This is a genomic window from Hymenobacter sp. 102 (genome assembly GCF_049949205.1).
Classification (GTDB): Bacteria; Bacteroidota; Bacteroidia; order Cytophagales; family Hymenobacteraceae; genus Hymenobacter.
Window position 1 is genome coordinate 2,587,078 of sequence record NZ_CP188172.1, and the last position, 20,805, is coordinate 2,607,882.

Here is a 20,805-nt window from a genome sequence, read left to right on the forward strand (position 1 = left end):
AAGTAGGCGCAGATTTATATTTTTCCGATTTCTGGCATACTAATATACGTCTTTTTCCAGCGCCCCCGACATTATACGGCGTTCCGGGTAGTTCCATTGACTCAGCAAAACCAGCAGTATTTGGCCACAATATGGGTTTTGGGGCAAAATCGGTAATTTTGGATTTCTCCACGTAGCTCTGTTCCCCATGTCCGTTGCCAGCGCCATTGTAGGTACACCATTGGGCCCGCTTCGGCTGGAGAGTACGGGGGCCGGACTTTGCAGCGCGCAGTTTGTGCAGCCACTTTCCTCAGCAACTCCCTTACCAGCCGTTACTCCCGCGCTGCAGGTACCAGACTGCCTGCGCGAAGCCTACCGGCAGTTGCAGGCTTATTTTGGGCGGGAGCTACGGCATTTTACGCTGACTACGGACGTGAGCGTGGGCACCGTGTTTCAGCAGCGGGTGTGGGCCACCCTGCCAGGAGTGCGGTTTGGCTGCACCGCATCTTACCTGGATATAGCCCGCCAGCTGAACAGCCCCGGAGCCGTGCGGGCCGTGGGGGCCGCCAACGGGCGGAATCCGTTGGCCATTGTGTGGCCCTGTCACCGCATTATTGGAGCAGGCGGGCAGCTGACCGGCTACGCGGGCGGCTTGTCGCGCAAGCAGTGGCTGCTGGCGTTTGAGCAGCCACTGCTGCAAACCAGCTTGTTCTGAGAAGCCCCCCGGTGTGGGCCGTATTGTTGGTTTCTGTCTAATTGGCGAGAAGTCAGCCAACTGGCTTCAACACCTTGGAGCAGCGAACCGACGTGCCGGGTGCGGTCCGTCAGGAGCCTATCAGCTCCCGCAGCTGCTGGTACACCACGTTACGCACCCAGTACAGTTGGAGCACCATCGGAATGTGCTTTTTACCCGGCAGCACCGTGTAGCGGGGCGCGTGGCCCAGAGCTTCCAGATTTGCCCGGAACCGTTGGCTGCTGCTGCTGATGGACGGATAGGTGCGCCCGCCAATCAGCAGGACCATGGGCGGAGTGTGCGGGGTGAGGTGGTAAAGGGCCGAGGTCTGCCGCCACACGGCCGGATTGCGCCCGAAGGGTACCAGGTACTGCTCATCGCCGGGGTATTCCATCTTCTGGAGGTAGTCGTACATATCCAGGCCGGCGGGGTCATCGAGCAGCACGCCCCGGACTGGGTTGTGGGGCATTCCCCAGCGGCGGAGCAGGTCATCATCGGTAGCCAGCAGCGCCGCCAGCCCACCGCCAGCCGAGTGCCCCATCAGAAATACCCGCCGGGCGTCGCCGCCGTACTCCCCAATGTGGGCTACCGTCCAGGCCAGAGCCCGGGCGCAGTCATCCGCCATCTGGGGTACCCGCACCTGCGGGGCCAGCCGGTAATTAAGAATAACAGCCACTATTCCCTGCCGGGCCAGTCGCCGGCCAATGAACGTGTACAGGTTTTTGCTGCCGCTGTTCCAGCTGCCTCCGTGCATAAAAATGACCACTGGCAGCGGGCCGGACGCTTTTTTCCGGGGCGTGTACACATCCAGCCGGTGGCGGGTGGCACTGTAGGCGGTATCGGTGGCTGGTACGTAGGCCACATCCGCTACGCGGCGGCTGGGGCGGGCCACGGCCAACTCAGCCAGACCGGCAGCGCTTATCGACAGAATACACAGGAGCGGCAATACCCGCCCCAGCCAGAAACGCACCATACACAGCAGAGAAAGAAGAATGCACAAGTACGCGCCCGGTCCCGGCCCGGTTTGGCCGACTGAGTACTGGCGGCCGGGTTTGGCAGTCTTTCTATCTTTGGTAACTGGCCGACAGCCAATTTTTCATCTGCTTTATTCGTTTCGTGTTCATGAAATCATTTTTTCTGCTGGCTACCGCGGGCCTGCTGTGGATGGCCACCCCCGCCCAGGCGCAGCGTAAAGGCAAAACCGACGCTGCCTCGACGGCCACTTTTCAGCGGCTGCAACCTAGGTTCGGGGGCCTTACTCCCGCCCAGGCCGAGCAGGTTTTGGGGCCGGCCTTCGTTACCAAGCTGGCGGGCAGCTTCAGCTCACGGGCTGAGGCCAGCCGGTTTTTCAGTGCCAAGGGCTACGAGTACCTGAGCGAGAACCAGCCCGATACGGCGGCCTACCGCTTCAACCTGGCCTGGGTGCTGGACCCCGCCAACGCCGACGCCTACCACGGCCTGGGCATCATCAGCAGCACCACGGCGCCGGAACAGTCGCTGAGTCTGCTCAACCAGGGCTTGGCCCTGGCGCCCACCAACTCCTATCTGCTCAGCGACCTGGGGGCCAGCTACCTGCTCCGGTACCAGCAGACAAAGAAGCAAAAGGACCTGACTACTGCCACCGAGTTTTTGCAGAAAGCCACTACGCAGGATGCCGGCAATGCCGCCGGCTGGCAGCAGCTGGCCCGCGCCTATTTCTACCAGGAGCAGTACCCGCAGGCCTGGGAGGCCATTCACAAAGGCCAGAGCATCAATTTTGCTTCTATGGACTTTGATCTGGTGGCCGAACTGAAAGAAAAGCTTCCCGACCCGCAGGGTACCATCAAATAGCCGACGCCTCCGCCGGACAACCCGCTGCCGATGACCGCGTATTTCCGGGCTTCATCCTCATTGCTCTTACCCACACCGCGTGACTTCTCGTTCTCTATTGTCTGCTGCGCTGCTCTGTATGGTGGCAGCCCACTCAGCCACTGCACAGGATACCGGCCCCGAACGCCGCCGCCGGCACTACGATGGCAAGGCGCGGGCCTACTACAAAGGCCCCGTGCGATTCACCCTGGGCGGGGGAATTGGCTACTACAATGGTGACCTGACCAGCAGTCCCGGCGACCAGTTTTTTGGGCCCAGCGTTACCGGCGGTGTGCAGTATCAGGTGCACCCGCACTGGCAGGTGGGCGGCGAGGGCTCGTACATCCGGCTGGGAGCCAAAGACTATTTGCCGGAGCGCGGGCTGGCTTTTCAGAGCCACAATTTTGCCGGTATTGCCTTTGTGCGCTGGGAGCCGCTGCACGATGAGGGAGCCTACGCCGCCCCCCGCCGGCCGGCGTCCATTGTCAAGCCTTATCTGAAAGTGGGCGGAGGCTGGGTATTGTATAACCCTAAGGCCTTCCGCGGCACAGAGCGCCCTGGCGGCAATACCTCCCCCACTTACCTGTCGCCGGAACGTAATGATTATTCGGCGCTGGCCCTCACGCTGCCCGTGGGCGTGGGCTTCACGGTGCGCCTCACACCCAAGCTGGGTGCTTCGCTGGAAGGCTCTTACTCCTTCACTTCCACTGACCAGCTGGACGATATCAGCCCTGCCTCGGGCCGGTCGGCCTCTTCGCTGAATGATGGCTTTGGGCAGCTGGAGTTGAAGCTGGAATACGCTCCCTGGGGCCGGTAATACTGAAAATGCGCGGTTGAGTGCCGGACTTTTCAACGCATCTTCCTTCAACAACAAAGGGTTGCCAGCTGGCAACCCTTTGTTGTTGAAGGAAGATGCGTTGGAGTTATTCCTTCACGAATTTCTCGTGGAAGGATTTCTGGCCGTCGCTAACCGTGAGCAGGTAGATGCCTTTAGCCAGGCCGGCTACGTGCAGCTGGCCGCCCTCGAAGCGGGCTCCCGCTACGCGGGCACCGCGCAGGTCGGTTACCGTGGCCGATACCACGGCTGCCTTGCTGCCCAGCGAGATGCTCAGCACCTCGGAAGCCGGGTTCGGGAACAGGGTTACGGACTTCTCAACCGAGTTGCTCAGCGAGCTGCCATTGATGGTAGCCACGCCCTGCGGAGCGAAGGCGCCGCCCGTAATGTTCACCGTGTAATCTTCGGTTTCGCCGTAGCTGTAGCTGTTGCAGCTGGTAGTAGCCGAGGCGTCGCTCATCACCACCCGCAGGCGGGTAGCCCCCGATTTGGCCGTGGTGGGAACCGTGAAGGTGCCCGTCAGTGTGCCGGTGCTGGCCGAGGAGCCCGATACCACCGTTTCGCCGGAATCAGCGAAGTCGCCATCCTGGTTGTAGTCGATATAGACTTTCCAGTACTCGGTGTACGCGGTGGAGGCGTATCCAGCCGAGAAGCTGATGGTTTGCGAAGAGCCGGCGGCAATGGAGGTAGAAGTGGCCGTGCCGTTGTAGTAACCGGCATCGGCTCCGGAGGTCCGGGCAATGGTGCCCAGCTTCACGTAGTCAATCCACTCGTAGGCCACACTGTTGCCTTTGCTGGCGCAGTACGACGCGGCAGGCGGGGGCGTGGTAGTACCACCGTAGGCAGCACCTACCCCCACAGCGTACCAGGCATTGGTAACGGCCTGCTCCTGCGAGGAGCCAGCCCCGAACAAATCCTTGGCTGCGCTGATGGTAGCCGTGCGGGCCGAGGCGTAGGTGGACGAAGAAGTCAGGTACACGCTCTCGGCGCGGTAGGCAATTTTAGCCGCATTCGTGATGCCCAGACCAGCAACCGAGAAGCTCAGGCCTTTTTCATTGGTTCCGGTTTTGCCCACTGAAATGAGGTAAAACCAGTAGTTAAGCACGCCCGAGTTGGTGTGCACTCCGCCATTGTCGCCGGTGCCGCTGTACCAGTAGCTGCCTTTGTAGTACGCGGGCTGGCCCTGCGAATTGGGGTTGCTCATGGAGCGCAGCGCAGCCTGTTGCTTGTCAATCTCCTCGCCAATCAGCCAGGTGTCTTTGGCTTTCGCCCCACCCGACGTAGCTCCCAGCGTGGACACGGCGTAGCTTTCGATGGCGGCTCCCCAGATATCGGAGAAGCCTTCGTTCATGGCCCCCGACTCGTTGGAATACACCAGGTTAGCCGTTTTTTCGCACACGGCGTGGCCTATTTCGTGCCCGCACACATCCAGCGAGGTCAGCGGGCGGAAGCGCGAGGCCCCGTCGCCGTAGGTCATTACCGAACCGTTCCAGTAGGCGTTTTCGTAGCCCACACCGTCGCCGGGGGTGTCGTCGAAGTGCACGTAGCTCTTGATTTTGGCGCCGGCGTTATCAAAAGAGTTACGGCCATGCACATTTTTCCAGTAGTCGTAGGTGGCCTGGGCACCAAAGTGCGCGTCGCCGGCCACGTTATCGAAGTTGGCGTTGTTATACTCCGTCCAGCTGTTATCGGCGTCGGTGAAATCAACGGCCGAGGTATATGAGTTGCCTTTTTTGCAGTTGTAGGTCTCGATGCCCAGCCCGCGGGTAGCTTCGCGCAGGCGGTAGGTGCTGCCCGTGTAGTCATTGGCTACGTTGCGGGTACCGCTGTAGGCAGTGGCGAACGAACCGGTAGCGGCCGTGTGCTTGATGATGTCGTTTTTGAATATTACCTCGCCGGTGTGGGCATCCACGTAAATGTAGGCCCGGCTTACCGGAGCCTGAGCATACACGTCAAACTTCCAGGCCAGAGCGGGCTTGCTGGCTTTCAGCGGATTCTGGCTGCGCTGGTTGCGCACAATTACCAGTTCACCCTGGGGTTTGTAAGTGGCCGCAGCGTTGTTTTCCTGCTGCTTCAGGCCGGCTTCAGCCTGGGCATCCTGCCACATGTAGCGCTTGGCACCCACAAACGAGAGGGCCCGCTCCAGGGCGGCCGAGGCGGTTAAGGAAGGGGCGATGTTGAGGCCGCGCACGGTTTCAAACTGCCCACTGATGCTTTCCACGCGGCCCTGACGGGCGTGCACGGAATAGGTAGCGTAGTCTACCTTGATGCCCTTATAGTACTGCTGATATTTCTCGTGCACGAAACCCAGTTGATCGGCTTCCGTTTTGGCTTGCACCAGCTGGTCATCCTGCGTTAGCTGCAACTGCTCGCGCAGCACAGCCTGGGCGTTGCTGAGCTGGGCTTCAGCACCCGTACGGAACTGCACCATGTATGGCGTGCCATTGTCATTCAGCTCTTTGGCCTGCACGCGGGAGTAGTCCTGCGCCAGGGCCGACGACGTTACGCCACCGAGCAGCAATAAGGTTGCCGCGGAGTATTTGTTGATCATACCGTGTGGTTGGTTGTGGGGGAGTGAAATTGAACTGGGCTGATACCGGGCTTCATTCCGAAATCAGCATCCTTCTGGCGTCTAAATTAAGAATATTTTAATCTTATAGATCATATCATGAAAAATTTATCAAAACCAGTACATGTTTCTATAAAATTTACTTAAAAAAAGCTATTCATATAGAAAGTTGTCAAAGCATGTATCAGACAGCTATTAAGAAGATTAGGGGTTTATTGTATCCTACCAGGTTCAATATTCAGCCGACACAGGAGTCAAAATTTTAAACATTTCAAGAAACAGCTTCATGAATTCTTCATCTTTCTCACTGATCAACGCGCGCTGGAGCCTACAAGGCCAGACGGCAGTTGTTACCGGAGCTTCCAAAGGCATAGGGGCCGCCGTGGCCGCGGAGCTACTGCAGTTTGGGGCTAGTGTACTAGCCGTAGCGCGCACCGCCGCTGAGCTGGAGCAACAGGTAGCCCAGTGGCGGCAGCAGGGTCTGGATGCCCACGCTTTGGCCGCCGACGTCAGCACGCCGGAGGGCCGGGCGCAGGTGCTGGAAGCCGCGCAGCAGCGGGGGGCACAGCTGCACATTCTGGTAAATAACGTGGGCACAAACATCCGCAAGCCAACGGCCAGCTACGCGCCGGACGAATATCAGCGGCTGCTGGCCACTAACCTGGAATCGGCGTGGGAGCTGAGCCGGGGCCTACAGCCGCTGCTGGCGGCGTCGGGGGCAGCCAGTATTGTCAATATCTCGTCGGTAGCGGGGCTTACACACGTGCGCACCGGCTCCATCTACGGCATGACGAAAGCGGCCCTGGTACAGCTCACCCGCAACCTGGCCGTGGAATGGGCCGGGCAGGGCATCCGGGTAAACTGCGTAGCCCCGTGGTATATCCACACGCCGCTGGCCGCCGGCGTACTGCAGAACGAGGCGTATCTGCAGGAGGTAGTGAGCCGTACCCCGGCCGGGCGCATCGGGGAGCCGGAGGAAGTGGCCGCCGCCGTAGCCTTCCTGTGCCTGCCTGCTGCCGCCTACATCACCGGCCAAACCCTGGCCGTGGATGGCGGCTTCACGGTGAATGGGTTTTAGATGGTGAAATGGTGAGATAGTGAAATGGCGAGATGGTGAGTTTGCCGTTCTACCTGCACCATGAGGTCCGAGAGAACGGCAAACTCACCATCTCGCCATTTCACAACTTCGCCATTGCCCGCAAAGCGGCTTCGTAGCGGGGCAGGGCCTGCGCATCGGAGGCCAAGTAGAGAAAGGGCTCAATGAGCTCCAGCTCCATCAGCAACAGCTCGCCGTTTTGGTCCACGCCATCCACGCGGGCGTAGAGGCAGCCCGGGGCGAAGCGCTGCACGATGTCGTCGGCGGCGCGGCGCAGGTGAGCGGGGGCTTCCCGGGTTTCGATGCCCCCGCCCAGATAGTGCTGCACCCGAAAGTCGCCGGCTTTGGGCGTTTTGAGCACGCAGTGGCTGAACTGCCCGCCATAGTAGAGCAACGACCACTCACCTTCTTCCTGAATGCGAGGCAGGAAGGGCTGGGCCAGAAAATCTTCGTGCTGCAGCAACTCCGTGAGTTGGGGCTGGCGCACGGCGGTTTCCTGCCGGGTGAGCACGAAGGTGTTCTTGGCTCCACCGCTCACGGCCGGCTTGATAACCAGCTTTTCCTGGTTCATTTCCTGCAGCAGCTGGGCGGCATCCACGGCCTGGCCGCGGGGCAGCAGGCGGGTGGGCACGATGCGCACCCCGGCCTGCTCCATTTCCAGCAGGTACTTTTTATCGGCGTTCCAGCGGATGGTAGCGGCGGAGTTAAGCATCGGCACGCCCAGCTGCTGCATGCGGTCCAGCCACGCGTAGAACTCCCCCACCCGATCGAAATAATCCCAGGGCGACTTCACCACCACCACGTCGTAGCGTTGCCAGCCCACGGCCGGGTTGCTCCAGATGCGGGGCTCCACGGTATGGCCCTGCGCGCGCAGGTAGCGGGTTAGCAGGCTGTCCTCATCATCAACGTTGGGGGCGGCGTACTGGGCCAGGCTTTCGCAGGTAACAAGGGCAATATTCATCAGAATTTGGGCGGAGCTAAGGAGTGGTACGGCTTCGGGCGGGTCTTTCTGCTACGCCCGAACGGGCTACTAGACGGCAAAGGCCCACGCAGGTTGCGCTTGGCGGCCGTTGGGGGGCGTGAAGTGGAACATCCCAAATCCGTGCACACCGCTGAATACGCATAATCCGCGCGTTACTTTTTGGCGGTGGCCAGGTAATCGGTAGCCAGCGTTACCAAGGTGCGTACGCCCAGGGTCAGGCCGCTTTCATCCACGAAGAAGCCGGCGGTGTGGTGTGGGGCGGTATCGGCGGGGTTCTTGCCCTTGGGCATGCCGCCCACAAACACGAACACGCCGGGCACTTTTTCCTGGTAGAAGGCGAAGTCCTCGGCCCCGGTCACGGCTTTTTGCACGCTTACGTTGGCGGCCCCGGCGGCCCGGTTCAGGCTGGGCACCACTTGGGCGGTCAGGCGCGGGTCGTTGTAGGTAATGGGGGCGTAGTTGACGATGTCCACCTCGGCGGTGGCCCCGGCGCTTTCCGCAATGTTGGTGGCGGTGCGGCGCACGGCGGCCCACACGTTCTGCTGCATTTCCTTGTTGAGGCAGCGAATAGTGCCCGTCAGCTCTACCTGCTCCGGAATGATGTTGTTGCGCACGCCGCCGTGCACCATGCCCACCGTCAGTACCACCGCGTCCTCCGTCAGCTCCGACTGTCGGCTGACGATGGTTTGCAGGCCCAGAATAATCTGGGCGGCGGTTACCACGGGGTCCACGGCCAGCCAGGGGTAGGCCCCGTGCGCCGATTTCCCTTTCACCTTGATGTTGAACACATCCGAGGACGCCATTTCGCCCCCGGGCCGGTAGCTGAGTTTGCCTACTTCCGTCTGAGCCTGAATGTGCAGCCCGAAGATGGCGTCCACCTTCGGGTTTTGCAGCACGCCTTCCTTCACCATGAGCCGGGCCCCGCCTTCCTGGCCGGGCAACGAGCCTTCCTCGGCGGGCTGGAAGATGAACTTCACGGTACCGGCCAGCTCCTGGCGCATCTGCACCAGCACTTCGGCCGCGCCCAGTAGCATGGCCACGTGGGTGTCGTGGCCGCAGGCGTGCATCACGCCCACTTCCTGGCCGTTGTACTGGGCACGGGCCTTGGAGGCGAAGGGCAGGTTGTTGCTTTCCGTCACGGGCAGGCCATCCATATCAGCGCGCAGGGCCACTACGGGGCCGGGCTTGCCGCCTTTCAGCAGGGCCACCACGCCGGTACGGGCCACGCCGGTTTGTACCTCCAGACCCAGCTTGCGCAGGTGCTCGGCCACTAAGGCGGCGGTGCGGGTTTCCTGGTTGCCCAGCTCCGGGTGCTCGTGCAGGTCGCGCCGCCAGGCTATTACCTTGGCTTCCTGCTGCTGCGAGAGTTTGGCAATGCGCTCCGTGAGGGCCGTATTCTGGGCAAAGGCGGAGGTAGTGGTAACGGCAGCAACCGTCAGGGCAGTCAGGTAACGAAGGGTCATAGCAGCAGAAAAATGCGGGTAGAAAGCCAGCCGACAATGGGTCGGCGCAGCTCGTTGCCCAAGGTAAGCCCCCGCTGGCTGGAACAAAAACGACGGCTCCCGTTTTCCGGTGCTTCTTTGCGCTGCTATTTCCCCTCCGGCTCATGACCCTCCCTGACCTTACCTGGCCCGCGGCCTGGCGCCACCCCGTTTTTCGGGGGCAACTGGGCGCGGTGGTAGCATTGCTGCTGCTGCTGGCCAGCCAGCTGCCGCGCTACTTTGCCTGGGTGCAGGCCCGCCCCGGCCGCATCCTCCCCGACCCAGTCCTGACTGCCCTGCCCGCCCACGATGTTTCGGGGCCGACGTTTGCGGTAATTTACCTGGGTATCGGGCTGGGCGTGGTTACGCTGCTGCCCCGGCCGCTACGGCTGCTACGGGCGTTGTGGGCGTACCTGGGGCTGCACCTGCTGCGCTGCCTCACGCTGTATCTACTGCCCCTGGAGCCACCGCCGGGCCTGGTACTCCTGCGCGACCCGCTGGTGGACCGACTGATTTACGCCGCCCCCGCCCCCATCACCAAAGACCTGTTTTTCTCGGGCCACACCGCCACGCTGCTGCTGCTGGCCCTGGCCGTGCCGGCCGGCTGGCGGCGGCAGGTACTGCTGGCGGGCACCGTGGCTATTGGCACGCTGGTACTCGTGCAGCACGCCCACTATACCTACGACGTGCTGGCCGCGCCGCTGTTTGTGGGGTTGGCGTGGTGGCTGAGCGGGCACGTGGGAAGGATGAAATAGTGAAGGGTGAAGCTGTACCGGGTCATTGCGAGCAGCGCGAAGCAATCCTTCCTGTTCAAGGAGGTAAGCTCTGCAGAAAGGAAAAGCCCTTACTGCTACACTAGCCGTAAGGGCTTTTGCATAGGTCAGCGTTGCGTGCTAGGTGAAGGAAGGACTACTTCGTCGTGCCTCCTCGCAACGACGCGGCACAGCTTCACCTTACAGCTCTACTCACTTCAAATGCTTCTCGTAGATGCCGGCGGCAATACGCTCCGTCAGACTTTTGGGCACGAAGCTGGTGAGCGTGGCGGAAACTTTGTTGAGGGCTCCGGGAATCAGCTCGGCCTCCCCGGCCAGCAAAGCGGCAATGCCGGCCTGGGCTACTTGGGTGGGCGTCATGGATACTTTATTGGCGGTGGCCTGCAGCTCGGCGTTCATGCCGGCCCGGCCGGCAAAATCGGTGGTGGTAGCGCCGGGGCTCAGGCAGGTTACCGAAACGGCGGTGTCGCGCAGCTCGTAGCGCAGGCCCCGGCTGAAGCTGAGCAGAAACGCCTTGCTGGCCGCGTAGAGCGTGAGCGTGGGCACGGCCTGGTAGGCGGCCGTGCTGGCTACATTCAGAATGTAGGCTTTGGGCTGGCGGCGCAATACGGGCAGCAGGGCGTGGGTGAGGGCCACCGGCAGGTGCAGGTTCAGCTGCAGCATGTTCTGCTGCTCGGCCAGGCTCAGCTCCTCAAACCGCCCCCAGAGGCCGTAGCCCGCGTTATTTACCAGCACGGCCAGCTCAGTGGTCTGGGCCGTGGCCCAGCTAGCCAGTTGCTCCGCCGCACCCGGCGCGGCCAGATCCAGGGGCAACGCCTGGGCCGCGCGGCCCAGCTTGCGCGCCTCCGCCGTCACCTCATGCAGCTGGTTTTCGGAGCGGGCTGTAAGCAGTACATCGTAGCCAAGCCGGGCCAGCTCTAGGGCCATAGCCCGCCCAATGCCGCGTGACGCGCCCGTAATCAGTGCTGTTTTCATAGAGTAACGGAGTAGCTGAGTAACGGAGTAACTGAGCAGCCGGCCTGACAATCCAACCGGCGCAGATTGCTGACAACAGAACGATTTACTCCGTTACTCAGCTACTCCGCTACGCTATTTAACCAAGTGTAAAAACCGCAGGTAGAACGGCGTGGGGCTGTTTTCGTGCTTGGGCTCGTATTTACCGGCAATGATGGGCACGTACATCACGCGGCGGCGCGAGGCCTCCCCCACCAGTGGCGACTGGGCCACGCGGTGCCACATGCGGCCGTCGTGCACGGTCAGGTCGCCGGACTCCGTTTCCACGGCTATTTCGTGCTCGTCGGGGCCTACGTCTTTGTAGTATTTCTTGCGGAACAGGATGTCGCGCAGGCCCTGGCGGTGCGTGCCGGGTATCAGGCGCAGGCCGCCATTGGTGGCGGGCGTGCCATCGAGGTGGACGCCCACGTTCAGCATCGGCCCTATTTTCTTGCCGTAGAACACGTCCCGCAAGGAGTCGGTGTGCCAGCCCATCTGCGAAAACTCCGAGCCCGGCACGTTCACGTAGTGGTTGATGACGAGGCCGTCCTTCTCATTTTCGCCCACCCGGCCGCCGGGCGCTTCCAGCAGCGGAAACAAGGCCCGGAAACGCGGGTCCTGCAGAAACTCGTGCAGCACCGGGCTGTGGTGGGAGGCAAAGGCGAAGCGCTGCACGATGGGTGAGCCATCTACGTCTTTGCCGTATTTAATAGGTACACCGTTCACCTTTTTTACGTCGTCGGTGAGCCACTGCTGTTGCACGGCTTCGGTAGCCCGCAACAGGCTCTGAACGGTATCGGGGGAGATGAACCCTCGGAAATGCAGGAAGCCATGCTGGCGGAAAAAATCCAGCTGTTCCGGCGTGAGGCTTTCGCCCAGGGTAAAGCGCGGATAGTGTGGTTGTGATGACATAAGCAGAGGCGGTCAGAAAACACGCCCATTCAGGCAGCGGCAAAGATACGCAGGTCCGGCCGCCAACCCGCTGTTAGGGGCGGCAGCCTACCAGATGACGTACCGGCCGCAAGTTGAAGGCCGGCTGGTGAAGAACGAGTGAATCAACCGGACGGGCGGCGTTTGGTTTGCGCCGTTGTCCGTATCTTGGCAGGTATAGCCGCCGCTTCCCAACCACCGTTCCGCATGAAACGACTTCTGCTTCAGTTGCTGCTGCTGCTGGCCGGCGCGGCTTCCGTGGCACAAGCCCAAACCGCGCCTACCCGCCTGGTACCGTTCCGCCAGGGCACCCGCTGGGGCTACGCCGACCGTAGCCGCCGCCTGGTGCTGCCCGCCCGGTTTGATGAGGCCGGCCCGTTTCAGGAGGAAATTGCCTGGGTGCGGCAGGGCCAGCTCTACGGCTACATTGACGGGGGCGGCAACCCCGTAACGCCCGTGCAGTACACCCGCGCCGGCAATTTCCGCCTGGGCCGGGCCACCGTGGAGCTGAGCGGCGAAACCTTCGACATCGGAGTCAGCGGCCACCGCCTCACCGAGCCCGCCCCCGCCGAGCCCGAAGAAGAGCCTTTGGAACAGGGCGACGTGGTGCGCAAAGACGGCAAAGTGGGCTTCCGCTTCACGGTGGGCACGGCCTCCGTCCCGGCCATCTACGACGAAATTCGGGACAACTACAACGGGCTGCTGTTTGTGCGCCAAGCCGGTAAATGGGGCGTGCTCAACGCCAAAGGCAAGCTGGTGCAGCCCCTGCAGTACGATGCCATCCGCCTCACCGGCAACCTGGTGTACCCCGTGGTGCAGCAAAACGGCCTGTTCGGCTACCTCGATGCTGAAGGCAACCGCCTCACCGAAGTGCGCTACCTCCAGGCGGAGCCTTTCCTGCAGGACGTGGCCCGGGTGCACACCCCCGACGGCCGCGTCGGCTACCTCGACAGCACCGGCCGCGAGTTCTGGACCGACGAACAGTAAGGGGCGCAGCCCAACAGCGGTATATTTCAGGTAGTAGAGGCGCGAATACGAGCGGCTACATCGTTTGCTGAAGTATCCGTTACTCTATTCGTCGTTATGCTACCACTCCCTATTCTAAATGTGCGCCTGCAAGCCTGCTCCGAAAGCTGGCAGCACATGACGCCCACCGCCCAGGGCCGCCACTGCCGCAGCTGTAGCCGCACCGTAATCGACTTCACCGAAGCCACCCAACCGGAGCTGGAAGCCGCTTTCCAAGCCTCCCCCGACGGCCGGGTATGCGGCCGGTTCCGGGCGGAGCAGCTGGCCCCGGACCAGCCAGCTCCCCTGCCGCGCCGCGTGGCGCTGCGCCCCCGGCTGCGGAAGTTTCTGGTGGCGCTGCTGCTGGTGTGCGGGTTGGGGCTGTCGGCGCGGGAGGCCGTGGGACAACTACTCTCCTGCACTAAACCGAACTCAACCGAGTTTTCGTCCATTGCGGACATATCAGCCGAAGCTTTACACTTACCCTACCCGCCAAGCTATTTTTCTACCCCTCCACCTCCACTTTTAGGCATCGTAGTAGAACAAATGCCGGAATTCAAAGGCGGGCGAAAAGGCGTACTATCCTTTCTGGAGAAAAATCTACATTACCCCAAAGGTGCCACCTCAGAAGGAAGAGTTTTCGTCATGTTTACTGTAGCGGCTGATGGCCGGGTAAAAGACGCCAGCATTGTGAAAGGTCTGGAGCCACTACTGGACCAAGAGGTACTACGAGTCATTAAGTTGATGCCGGCCTGGCAACCAGGAAGCCAACAAGGTCGGGCGGTGGACGTGCGTTACACTCTGCCTGTAACATTTAGCCTAACAGAAAATGAATAGGCTAGTGTTATTACCGCTGACTTCATTCCTCTGGCTTCTCAGCCTCCACACCGTCGCAGCCCAAGCTATTCCAGCAAAGCCTAATCCGACCTTCCCAATGGGCTATATCCCCGGTGATGTGCTGTTTCACTGCTCCGGCTGCAAATATCCGGTCTATAAGAATGGTGATGTTGAAGGCATGATTCGCGCAATTGGAGAAAACGTGCGCTTTCCGCAGCACCTGCAACGAGACGGCAAAGTCTTCGTGCAGTTCACAATTGATGAACGCGGCCACGTACGCAACGCCGTGGTAAAAAAGGGCCTGCAGCCCGGTGCTGATTCAGCGGCCGTGCAGGCCGTGCGGCTGCTGGGCGAGTTCGTTCCCGCTCTGGACGCGCAGGGCCGGCCTATTGCCGTAAAGCAGACGGTGCCAGTTACTTTCCAACTTAAGTAGCAGTATGAACCGGCTCGTTTTTTTCGCTTGTGTGCTCCTTACACTCAGCCGCACCGCTGCCGCACAGACAACGCCAGCAGCATTTGATACCATTGATTTCCATCAACTGGCACCACTATTAACAACGACCCTTACGCACTACCAGATACCCTACCGGGGTCCGGGAGTGCATATCGAGCAGATGCCCATATTTGAAGGTGGCACGGAAGGATTGCTCTGTTTCCTTTACCAAAACAACCAATTAAGCCAACCAGGAGGTGAATACCCATCCGGTAAGGTGTTTGTTAAATTCATCGTTGATACTGCGGGCCATGTACAAGGTGCTCAGATTTTGAAAAGCCTACATCCGGCCCTGGACGCCGAAGCACTGCGGCTGGTAAACCTACTGAGCGGACGTTTTACGCCAGGACGACAAAACAAACGGCCGGTTGCCGTTCCCTATACTCTACCTATTCAATTTCCGGCCGTTGTGCCCACTGGCCGTAGGCAGCTGAAACGCTGTGCTTCATCTTTTAAGACCAATACCCGTTGATCTATCCAAAACCTTTCTATTTTCCCCGACCCGATTCCTAACCCAACTGCGCCTGCTCTATGATTTTCACGCCCAGCCCCATGCTGCTTAAGCTGCTCTATACCCGCGGCAGCCTCCACAATACGCCCGAGGGCGTGGCTTTCAGCATCAAAAACCGCCTCGATACCGTGCGCATTACCCGCGTGGAGGCCGTGGTGCTGGATGGCAAGCGCATTGGGGTGGAAGAAATTGCCCTGGACCTGGGCTCAGGCGACGTGCGGCCGGCCACTACGTTTAATGCCGATGCCGCCGGGTTCACGCTGCCGGTGGGGCAGTCGGCTACCTTCCACTTGCACACCGCGCCGCTCAAAGAAGGTCTGCACACGGTACAGGTACAGTTCTCGGCCGACCCATTCGGAGATTTGACGGTGGAGGTGGAAGATTCCATTGCCAATCTGCCGGCGCAGGGCCACAAGATTCCGCGCTCCGAGAAAGATGATTATTCCGACGAGGCCATTCGGGCGCGGCAGCAGTTTGCCGAGGAGTTTTCGGGCCAGCAGTTCCAGCACCTCAAGCAGTATTCCTTTGATGCTCACGAACTGCAAGGCAACTGCGAGCATTTTACCGGCGTGGCCCAGATTCCGGTGGGGCTGGCCGGGCCGCTGCACGTGAACGGGGAGCACGCCCAGGGCGACTTCCTGATTCCGCTGGCCACCACCGAAGGCACCCTGGTAGCCAGCTACAACCGCGGCATTCAGCTGCTGAACCTGTGCGGGGGCGTGAAATGCACCGTCATCGGCGACGCCATGCAGCGGGCCCCGGTGTTTGTGTTCGACGATGCCCGCGGGGCCCGGGATTTTGGCAAGTGGGTGGAGGAGGAAATCGAGCGGATCCGGCCCGAGGCCGAAAGCACCTCCCGGGTAGCCAAGCTGCAGTACATTGATACCTACCTGGCCAACAAGTTTGCCTACCTGCGCTTCAACTTCAGCACCGGCGACGCGGCCGGCCAGAACATGGTGGGCCGGGCCACCTTCGCGGCCTGCTCCTGGATTCTGGAAAACTACAAGGGCGCGCCCGTCCGCCACTTCTACCTCGAAAGCAACTTCGCCACCGACAAAAAGGCCTCGCAAATCAACGTGATGCGCACCCGCGGCAAGCGCGTGGTGGCCGAGGCCGTTATCAAGCGCGATATTCTGCAGCAGCGGATGCGCGTGACGCCCGAGCAGCTGGCCTACCACGGGCAGGTCAGCAACGTGGGTGCGTTTATCTCGGGGGCCAACAACAACGGCGCGCACTCGGCCAACGGTATCACGGCCATGTTCATTGCCACCGGCCAGGATGTAGCCAACGTCTCAGAATCATCGGCCGGGGTGCTCTACTCCGAAATCACGCCCGAGGGCGACCTGTACATCAGCATCACCATTCCGTCGCTGATTGTGGCTACCCACGGCGGCGGCACCGGCCTGGCCACCCAAAACGAGTTTCTGCGGCTGCTGGGCTGCGTAGGCCGCGGCACCGTCAACAAGTTCGCCGAAATAGTAGCCGGCGTAGTGCTGGCCGGCGAGCTGAGCCTGGGTGCCGCTATCAGCAGCTCCGACTGGGTAAGCTCGCACGAGCAATACGGCCGGAATAGGTGAGATGGTGAGCTGGTGAAATGGTGAGTGGCCGTTCTGAAAGCGCATTTCGCGCCAACAGAACGGCCACTCACCATTTCACCATCTTACCACTTACAACGGGTCGGCAGTTACTTTAAAGCGGGAGTCCGTGCGGATAGTGATGTCGCGGCTGATGGGCTTGCGGATGCGGGCTTCCGTGGACAGCGTGTAGCTGCTCGCCTTTACGTATTTATCCAGCTTCTCCTTCGTTGGCGTGAGCTGCAGGGTGTTTACGCCGGTGGGAATATTGTCCTGCGAAGCCAGCAGAATCCGGTCGTTGTTGTCGGTGCTGATGTAGATGCTGATGCTCTGCAGGAAGTCGAAATTTTCGGTGCTGGGGTCCGTTACGGTAAGGGTGAGGCGGTCCAGCTTCACATCTTTGACCAGATTGGCGCTGGTGTTTTCGTTTTTGAACTTCTCATCGGAGCGGGTAGGTACCGAAATAGGAGTCAGTGGCACCACCTGCCCCACCGGAAACGCACTGGCAATTTTCACCGACTGCGAATCTTCAATGTAAAACGTCAACAGTTTGTCCAGCTTGTCGCAGCTGCTCAGAAAAGCCAGCACTACCAGCACAGGGGCCAGAAACAGGATTTTTTTCATAGGGGTTGCAATTTGCCCGAAGGTACGAAGTCCGATTATTTTCGGTTTGTCAGATCAGCCGGAACAAGACTCGTGCCACGTAAATCCAGTCAATATCTCGACAAAACCGGCACCGGGACGTTAGCTACCTAACGCCCCGGTGCCGGTTTTCGTGTGTTAGCACCAGAATGTCGTTCCGAGCGAGGTGAGGAATCTGGGTAAATCGTTTCAGGACTAATTCAGATTCCTCACCTTGCTCGGAGGAGTAACAGCTCTACCAAGCTAATCCATCATATCCGCCGCGCGGGGTGGGTCGGGCACGAAGTCGGGCTGCCAGCTCATGGGGTAGCGCGGGTCCACGTAGGGTAGGGCGGCCTCGGTGAGGTAGAGGGGACGGAACGTGTCGAGCATTACGGCCAGCTCGTGAGTTTCCTTTTTGCCGATGCTGGCCTCCACGGTGCCGGGGTGCGGGCCGTGCGGAATGCCGCTGGGGTGCCAGGTGAACGAAGCCAGATCCACGCCCTTGCGCGACATGAAGTTGCCCGCCACGTAGTACAGCACCTCGTCCGAATCGACGTTGGAGTGGTTGTAGGGAGCCGGAATGGCCAGTGGGTGGTAATCGAACAGACGCGGCACGAAGGAGCAGATGACGAAGTTGTTGCCCTCGAACTGCTGGTGCACGGGTGGCGGCTGGTGGATGCGGCCGGTAATGGGCTCGAAGTCGTGGATGCTGGTGGCGTAGGGGTAGAAGTAGCCGTCCCAGCCCACCACATCGAAGGGCGAGTGGCCGTACACCAGCGTGTGCAGCAGCCCGTCCTTTTTCACCCGCACCTCGTACTCACCCGATTCGCGCACGTCGCCCTCAATCAGCTCCGACGGCCCCCGGAAGTCCCGCTCGCAGTAGGGCGCGTGCTCCAGCAGCTGCCCGAAGTGGTTGCGGTAGCGGCGGCAGGTTTCCACGGGGCTGAACGACTCGATGATGAGCAGGCGCACGGGGCCTTCCTCAAAGTGCAGTTGGTGAATGATAGTGCGCGGAATCACCACGTAGTCGCCGGGCTCGAAGGCCAGCTTGCCCAGCTGGCTCCACAATTCCCCCCGGCCCTCGTGCACGAAAATCACCTCATCGGCCAGCGCATTCTTGTAGTAGTAGTCCATGCGCGGCTCCGTGGGGTTGCAGATGCTCATGGTCACGTCGGCGTTGCCCAGCAGCGTCTGGCGGGCCTGCAGGTAGTCGCCGCCGGTCCTGGTCTGGGCCAGGGTGCGCAGGTGGGCGGGTTCCAGCGGCCGGTCTTTCAGCAACTTGGGGGCGAAGGGCCGGGGCTCCCCTACCTTCTTGATTTCGGTGGGCGCATGCCGGTGGTAGAGCAGCGACGAGACGCCGTGGAAGCCCAGTGTGCCCACCAGTTGCTCGTGGTAGAGGGAGCCATCGGGCTGGCGGAACTGGGTATGACGCTTGCGCGGAATCTGGCCTAGGCGTTGGTAGAAGGTCATACGGGTGGAGAATTGCGGGTGGGAAACAAGCAAAGAATGCCGGGCAGTGAAGGTACAGGATTTGCCGCTGACCTGATGGCCTAGCCGGCCACCGGCCCGTTCAGGCAGGCCGATTATATTTCCCCCCGGCAGCATCATTGTTCAGCTGTCCTGCTTAGTATTGCGCCCAGTATCCGCCCCCGTATTGCCTATCTATTGCACGTGAGTACCTGGCTTCAACTGGTTGCGCCGGGCGTATTTTTCCCTCCTTATTTTTTAAGTATGCTTACCACATTACGCGTACCGAGAGCCACCCTGTTGGCTCTCGGTACGCTTGGCTATCTGTCAAGCTGCTCCAAGGAACAAGCGGAACCTGTTACTGCACAAAGTGCGCAGGACGCCAAAAAAGTACCGGCTACCCAACAGGAATTAAAAGCCGCCTGGGAAAACTTTGTGCAGAAGGTGGAGAAGGGCGAATGGAAAGACGCCTTCGGTCAGTACGTGAGCAAAGACACGTACGTGGCAAGCAACGGCCAGGAACGACCCACGCGCCCGAAAAAAGACGCTGAAAAGCGGGAGTTTAAACGGATTACGCGCCGGTCAAGCAACGGGGATATTACATCGTTGATGATTCCTATCGATGAGCCCTGCCCCTACGATGCTATTGACTGCGGCGGCAGCGGCGGCGGTGGTGGCTACACTCCCCCGAATTACACGTTTGTGACGACGGAAGATGTGCAACCTTACGGGGCCAGTCCTTTCACCAGTAACCCTACTGGTACTTCAAGCCGGCCTGCTGGTTTCTACACTACGGAAAACCCTAATGGCTACCTTTTTGATTTAAAAATTGTCAAAGGTCGCGGCTCCTATCAGCCTACATTCAATGGCAGCAATTACTATACATAACATTGGTCTGGATTTAAATAAAGGGGCCGGTGGCGAATACATCTATCTGTCTTTTACTCGCGACCCATTTGCTGTAGCATACCAACGTAACGGCTCTTGCGGAGATGAACAACCTAAAGATGCAAGTGGTCAATACCTAAATTATCCCATCACCTCAGTGGATACGCGTGTCGTAGGGAATACTGGTACACTGATTAAGTGTTTTAATGGTTATACGCCTATGTGGGCGGTGAACCCACTGGGCAACTTTGAAGGCAACTATATGAAGTTTCCAGACTTAAACGATGGTGCTGGCGGTAGTTATGTGTATGGTTACCAATCAAGAAGTCAATCGTATGGCACACCTATAGAATTAGGAATTCTTGCCGGCAACAACGTAAATATTCAACCCCCGGCCGGTTCTGGGTATGTTCGTGTAGGAAGTGATTTAAATAGTGGTGCTGGCGGAGACTACATCTTTTTCTGCATTAAACATCGGTAATACACATTCCTCCTTTCTGCCGTGCGCTCTTACTATACTTCCCTGCTAGCTTGCCTTCTGCTGTCAGCATCTGTACACTGTACAGCCCAGGATACGCCCGGCTTTCCGCGGCTGTACGCTGGCATCTATGCGTCAGCAGGAAACTACCCCATTTTTTACCCAAGAGAAACAACATCCTACCTGATTGCCTCAAAGCCGGTGCAGGTAGGTGTCGGGTACCGTTTTACACCACAATGGGCCATTCAGGTAGGCTACACGGGCAGTCGGCAAGCCTTTCATGATGCGGGAGGCTACATAGGCTCAACCGGGCAAGCCGTAGCTTACGATACGCGGGATACACAACGGAACACGGCTCTACCTCTGTTGGCCCGGTATACCGTTACCCGGCGCACCTCCCACCGGCTGCAATTCGATGCCCTGGCAGGTATTACCGTCGTTTGGGCTTCTTATCACAAGCAGGGCTACCGAACTGAGAACGGGGCTACTGTTTTTCAGGAAAACAGGGCCAACCGCGCCACCAACGCATTTTTAACTGTCGGGCCTAGCTTGCGCTACGTTTTGGGCAAGCACTTGCAACTAACTGGTGCGGTGGCGGTGCATAAGTCTTTGCACAAAGCCAGTGCTTCCCCCGGCTTAGGCACTTCGGTAAGTGCGGGGGTGCAGTATCTATTTGGCAAGTAGTGAGCAGTACGTGAAGCAGTGGCGC

The 20,805-nt window shown here is 60.0% G+C and carries 21 protein-coding genes; 13 read left to right on the forward strand and 8 right to left on the reverse strand.

Annotated features, from left to right (window positions below; genetic code table 11):
• Positions 1–187: 187 nt before the first annotated feature.
• Positions 188–694: a methylated-DNA--[protein]-cysteine S-methyltransferase gene (locus tag ACN19L_RS11120; protein WP_426493547.1), complete on the forward strand. Its 507-nt coding sequence runs from the start codon at positions 188–190 to the stop codon at positions 692–694.
• Positions 695–803: 109 nt separating this feature from the next.
• Here the strand turns inward: ACN19L_RS11120 and ACN19L_RS11125 are convergent, their stop codons facing one another.
• Positions 804–1,685, reverse strand: a complete 882-nt coding sequence (locus ACN19L_RS11125) for an alpha/beta hydrolase (protein WP_426493548.1) — start codon at positions 1,683–1,685, stop codon at positions 804–806.
• Positions 1,686–1,834: 149 nt separating this feature from the next.
• On the opposite strand from ACN19L_RS11125, the gene ACN19L_RS11130 reads away from it, so the two are divergent.
• Both ACN19L_RS11130 and ACN19L_RS11135 read left to right on the forward strand, forming a co-directional pair.
• The gene (locus ACN19L_RS11130) at positions 1,835–2,542 is read left to right on the forward strand and encodes a tetratricopeptide repeat protein (protein WP_426493549.1); all 708 of its coding nucleotides are present in this window, start codon (positions 1,835–1,837) and stop codon (positions 2,540–2,542) included.
• Positions 2,543–2,621: 79 nt separating this feature from the next.
• Entirely contained in the window at positions 2,622–3,377 is a 756-nt protein-coding gene (locus tag ACN19L_RS11135; RefSeq protein WP_426493550.1) for an outer membrane protein, read from the forward strand.
• Between the two features lie 106 nt (positions 3,378–3,483).
• On the opposite strand, the gene ACN19L_RS11140 is transcribed toward ACN19L_RS11135, so the two are convergent.
• Positions 3,484–5,946, reverse strand: coding sequence for a M4 family metallopeptidase (locus ACN19L_RS11140; protein ID WP_426493551.1), 2,463 nt, complete (start codon positions 5,944–5,946; stop codon positions 3,484–3,486).
• Between the two features lie 304 nt (positions 5,947–6,250).
• Between ACN19L_RS11140 and ACN19L_RS11145 the strand changes: the two genes are divergently transcribed.
• On the forward strand, positions 6,251–7,042 hold the full coding sequence (locus ACN19L_RS11145) for an SDR family oxidoreductase (RefSeq protein ID WP_426493552.1): 792 nt from the start codon (positions 6,251–6,253) through the stop codon (positions 7,040–7,042).
• Between the two features lie 100 nt (positions 7,043–7,142).
• On the opposite strand, the gene ACN19L_RS11150 is transcribed toward ACN19L_RS11145, so the two are convergent.
• Together ACN19L_RS11150 and ACN19L_RS11155 are read right to left on the reverse strand one after the other, a co-directional pair.
• On the reverse strand, positions 7,143–8,021 hold the full coding sequence (locus ACN19L_RS11150; RefSeq protein WP_426493553.1) for an ATP-grasp domain-containing protein: 879 nt from the start codon (positions 8,019–8,021) through the stop codon (positions 7,143–7,145).
• 173 nt (positions 8,022–8,194) lie between these two features.
• Positions 8,195–9,505, reverse strand: a complete 1,311-nt coding sequence (locus ACN19L_RS11155; protein ID WP_426493554.1) for an amidohydrolase — start codon at positions 9,503–9,505, stop codon at positions 8,195–8,197.
• Positions 9,506–9,648: 143 nt separating this feature from the next.
• On the opposite strand from ACN19L_RS11155, the gene ACN19L_RS11160 reads away from it, so the two are divergent.
• Entirely contained in the window at positions 9,649–10,278 is a 630-nt protein-coding gene (locus tag ACN19L_RS11160; protein ID WP_426489589.1) for a phosphatase PAP2-related protein, read from the forward strand.
• A 210-nt stretch (positions 10,279–10,488) separates the two neighbouring features.
• On the opposite strand, the gene ACN19L_RS11165 is transcribed toward ACN19L_RS11160, so the two are convergent.
• Both ACN19L_RS11165 and ACN19L_RS11170 read right to left on the reverse strand, forming a co-directional pair.
• On the reverse strand, positions 10,489–11,271 hold the full coding sequence (locus ACN19L_RS11165) for an SDR family NAD(P)-dependent oxidoreductase (protein ID WP_426489590.1): 783 nt from the start codon (positions 11,269–11,271) through the stop codon (positions 10,489–10,491).
• A 114-nt stretch (positions 11,272–11,385) separates the two neighbouring features.
• A complete protein-coding gene (locus ACN19L_RS11170) occupies positions 11,386–12,201 on the reverse strand; it encodes a phytanoyl-CoA dioxygenase family protein (RefSeq protein ID WP_426489591.1) in 816 nt (271 codons plus the stop codon).
• Positions 12,202–12,426: 225 nt separating this feature from the next.
• On the opposite strand from ACN19L_RS11170, the gene ACN19L_RS11175 reads away from it, so the two are divergent.
• The 5 genes from ACN19L_RS11175 (at position 12,427) to ACN19L_RS11195 (ending at position 16,642) form a co-directional block, all read left to right on the forward strand.
• Positions 12,427–13,206 carry a WG repeat-containing protein gene (locus ACN19L_RS11175; RefSeq protein ID WP_426489592.1) on the forward strand — a complete coding sequence of 260 codons (780 nt, stop codon included), beginning with the start codon at positions 12,427–12,429 and terminating at the stop codon, positions 13,204–13,206.
• 96 nt (positions 13,207–13,302) lie between these two features.
• Positions 13,303–14,061, forward strand: coding sequence for an energy transducer TonB (locus ACN19L_RS11180; protein WP_426489593.1), 759 nt, complete (start codon positions 13,303–13,305; stop codon positions 14,059–14,061).
• A complete protein-coding gene (locus tag ACN19L_RS11185; protein ID WP_426489594.1) occupies positions 14,054–14,494 on the forward strand; it encodes a TonB family protein in 441 nt (146 codons plus the stop codon). The genes ACN19L_RS11180 and ACN19L_RS11185 overlap by 8 nt, the downstream gene beginning before the upstream one ends.
• Before the next feature lie 4 nt (positions 14,495–14,498).
• On the forward strand, positions 14,499–15,026 hold the full coding sequence (locus ACN19L_RS11190) for an energy transducer TonB (RefSeq protein WP_426489595.1): 528 nt from the start codon (positions 14,499–14,501) through the stop codon (positions 15,024–15,026).
• A gap of 59 nt (positions 15,027–15,085) precedes the next feature.
• Positions 15,086–16,642, forward strand: coding sequence for a hydroxymethylglutaryl-CoA reductase (locus ACN19L_RS11195; protein ID WP_426489596.1), 1,557 nt, complete (start codon positions 15,086–15,088; stop codon positions 16,640–16,642).
• Between the two features lie 90 nt (positions 16,643–16,732).
• Here ACN19L_RS11195 and ACN19L_RS11200 read toward each other — a convergent pair whose 3' ends face one another.
• Together ACN19L_RS11200 and ACN19L_RS11205 are read right to left on the reverse strand one after the other, a co-directional pair.
• Positions 16,733–17,263, reverse strand: coding sequence for a hypothetical protein (locus ACN19L_RS11200; protein WP_426489597.1), 531 nt, complete (start codon positions 17,261–17,263; stop codon positions 16,733–16,735).
• 261 nt (positions 17,264–17,524) lie between these two features.
• Positions 17,525–18,733: a homogentisate 1,2-dioxygenase gene (locus tag ACN19L_RS11205; protein WP_426489598.1), complete on the reverse strand. Its 1,209-nt coding sequence runs from the start codon at positions 18,731–18,733 to the stop codon at positions 17,525–17,527.
• 201 nt (positions 18,734–18,934) lie between these two features.
• On the opposite strand from ACN19L_RS11205, the gene ACN19L_RS11210 reads away from it, so the two are divergent.
• Genes ACN19L_RS11210 through ACN19L_RS11220 form a run of 3 tightly spaced genes read left to right on the forward strand, consistent with a single transcriptional unit; the run spans position 18,935 to position 20,780 of the window.
• Entirely contained in the window at positions 18,935–19,618 is a 684-nt protein-coding gene (locus ACN19L_RS11210; RefSeq protein WP_426489599.1) for a hypothetical protein, read from the forward strand.
• Positions 19,596–20,099: a hypothetical protein gene (locus ACN19L_RS11215; protein WP_426489600.1), complete on the forward strand. Its 504-nt coding sequence runs from the start codon at positions 19,596–19,598 to the stop codon at positions 20,097–20,099. The genes ACN19L_RS11210 and ACN19L_RS11215 overlap by 23 nt, the downstream gene beginning before the upstream one ends.
• 21 nt (positions 20,100–20,120) lie before the next feature.
• The gene (locus ACN19L_RS11220; protein WP_426489601.1) at positions 20,121–20,780 is read left to right on the forward strand and encodes an outer membrane beta-barrel protein; all 660 of its coding nucleotides are present in this window, start codon (positions 20,121–20,123) and stop codon (positions 20,778–20,780) included.
• Positions 20,781–20,805 lie beyond the last annotated feature (25 nt).

Coding starts and splice junctions, on each gene's coding strand:
- ACN19L_RS11120 (WP_426493547.1), top strand. CDS start 188: ATGTCCGTTGCCAGCGCCATTGTAGGTACACCATTGGGCCCGCTTCGG.
- ACN19L_RS11125 (WP_426493548.1), bottom strand. CDS start 1,685: ATGGTGCGTTTCTGGCTGGGGCGGGTATTGCCGCTCCTGTGTATTCTG.
- ACN19L_RS11130 (WP_426493549.1), top strand. CDS start 1,835: ATGAAATCATTTTTTCTGCTGGCTACCGCGGGCCTGCTGTGGATGGCC.
- ACN19L_RS11140 (WP_426493551.1), bottom strand. CDS start 5,946: ATGATCAACAAATACTCCGCGGCAACCTTATTGCTGCTCGGTGGCGTA.
- ACN19L_RS11145 (WP_426493552.1), top strand. CDS start 6,251: ATGAATTCTTCATCTTTCTCACTGATCAACGCGCGCTGGAGCCTACAA.
- ACN19L_RS11150 (WP_426493553.1), bottom strand. CDS start 8,021: ATGAATATTGCCCTTGTTACCTGCGAAAGCCTGGCCCAGTACGCCGCC.
- ACN19L_RS11155 (WP_426493554.1), bottom strand. CDS start 9,505: ATGACCCTTCGTTACCTGACTGCCCTGACGGTTGCTGCCGTTACCACT.
- ACN19L_RS11160 (WP_426489589.1), top strand. CDS start 9,649: ATGACCCTCCCTGACCTTACCTGGCCCGCGGCCTGGCGCCACCCCGTT.
- ACN19L_RS11165 (WP_426489590.1), bottom strand. CDS start 11,271: ATGAAAACAGCACTGATTACGGGCGCGTCACGCGGCATTGGGCGGGCT.
- ACN19L_RS11170 (WP_426489591.1), bottom strand. CDS start 12,201: ATGTCATCACAACCACACTATCCGCGCTTTACCCTGGGCGAAAGCCTC.
- ACN19L_RS11175 (WP_426489592.1), top strand. CDS start 12,427: ATGAAACGACTTCTGCTTCAGTTGCTGCTGCTGCTGGCCGGCGCGGCT.
- ACN19L_RS11180 (WP_426489593.1), top strand. CDS start 13,303: ATGCTACCACTCCCTATTCTAAATGTGCGCCTGCAAGCCTGCTCCGAA.
- ACN19L_RS11185 (WP_426489594.1), top strand. CDS start 14,054: ATGAATAGGCTAGTGTTATTACCGCTGACTTCATTCCTCTGGCTTCTC.
- ACN19L_RS11190 (WP_426489595.1), top strand. CDS start 14,499: ATGAACCGGCTCGTTTTTTTCGCTTGTGTGCTCCTTACACTCAGCCGC.
- ACN19L_RS11195 (WP_426489596.1), top strand. CDS start 15,086: ATGATTTTCACGCCCAGCCCCATGCTGCTTAAGCTGCTCTATACCCGC.
- ACN19L_RS11200 (WP_426489597.1), bottom strand. CDS start 17,263: ATGAAAAAAATCCTGTTTCTGGCCCCTGTGCTGGTAGTGCTGGCTTTT.
- ACN19L_RS11205 (WP_426489598.1), bottom strand. CDS start 18,733: ATGACCTTCTACCAACGCCTAGGCCAGATTCCGCGCAAGCGTCATACC.
- ACN19L_RS11215 (WP_426489600.1), top strand. CDS start 19,596: ATGGCAGCAATTACTATACATAACATTGGTCTGGATTTAAATAAAGGG.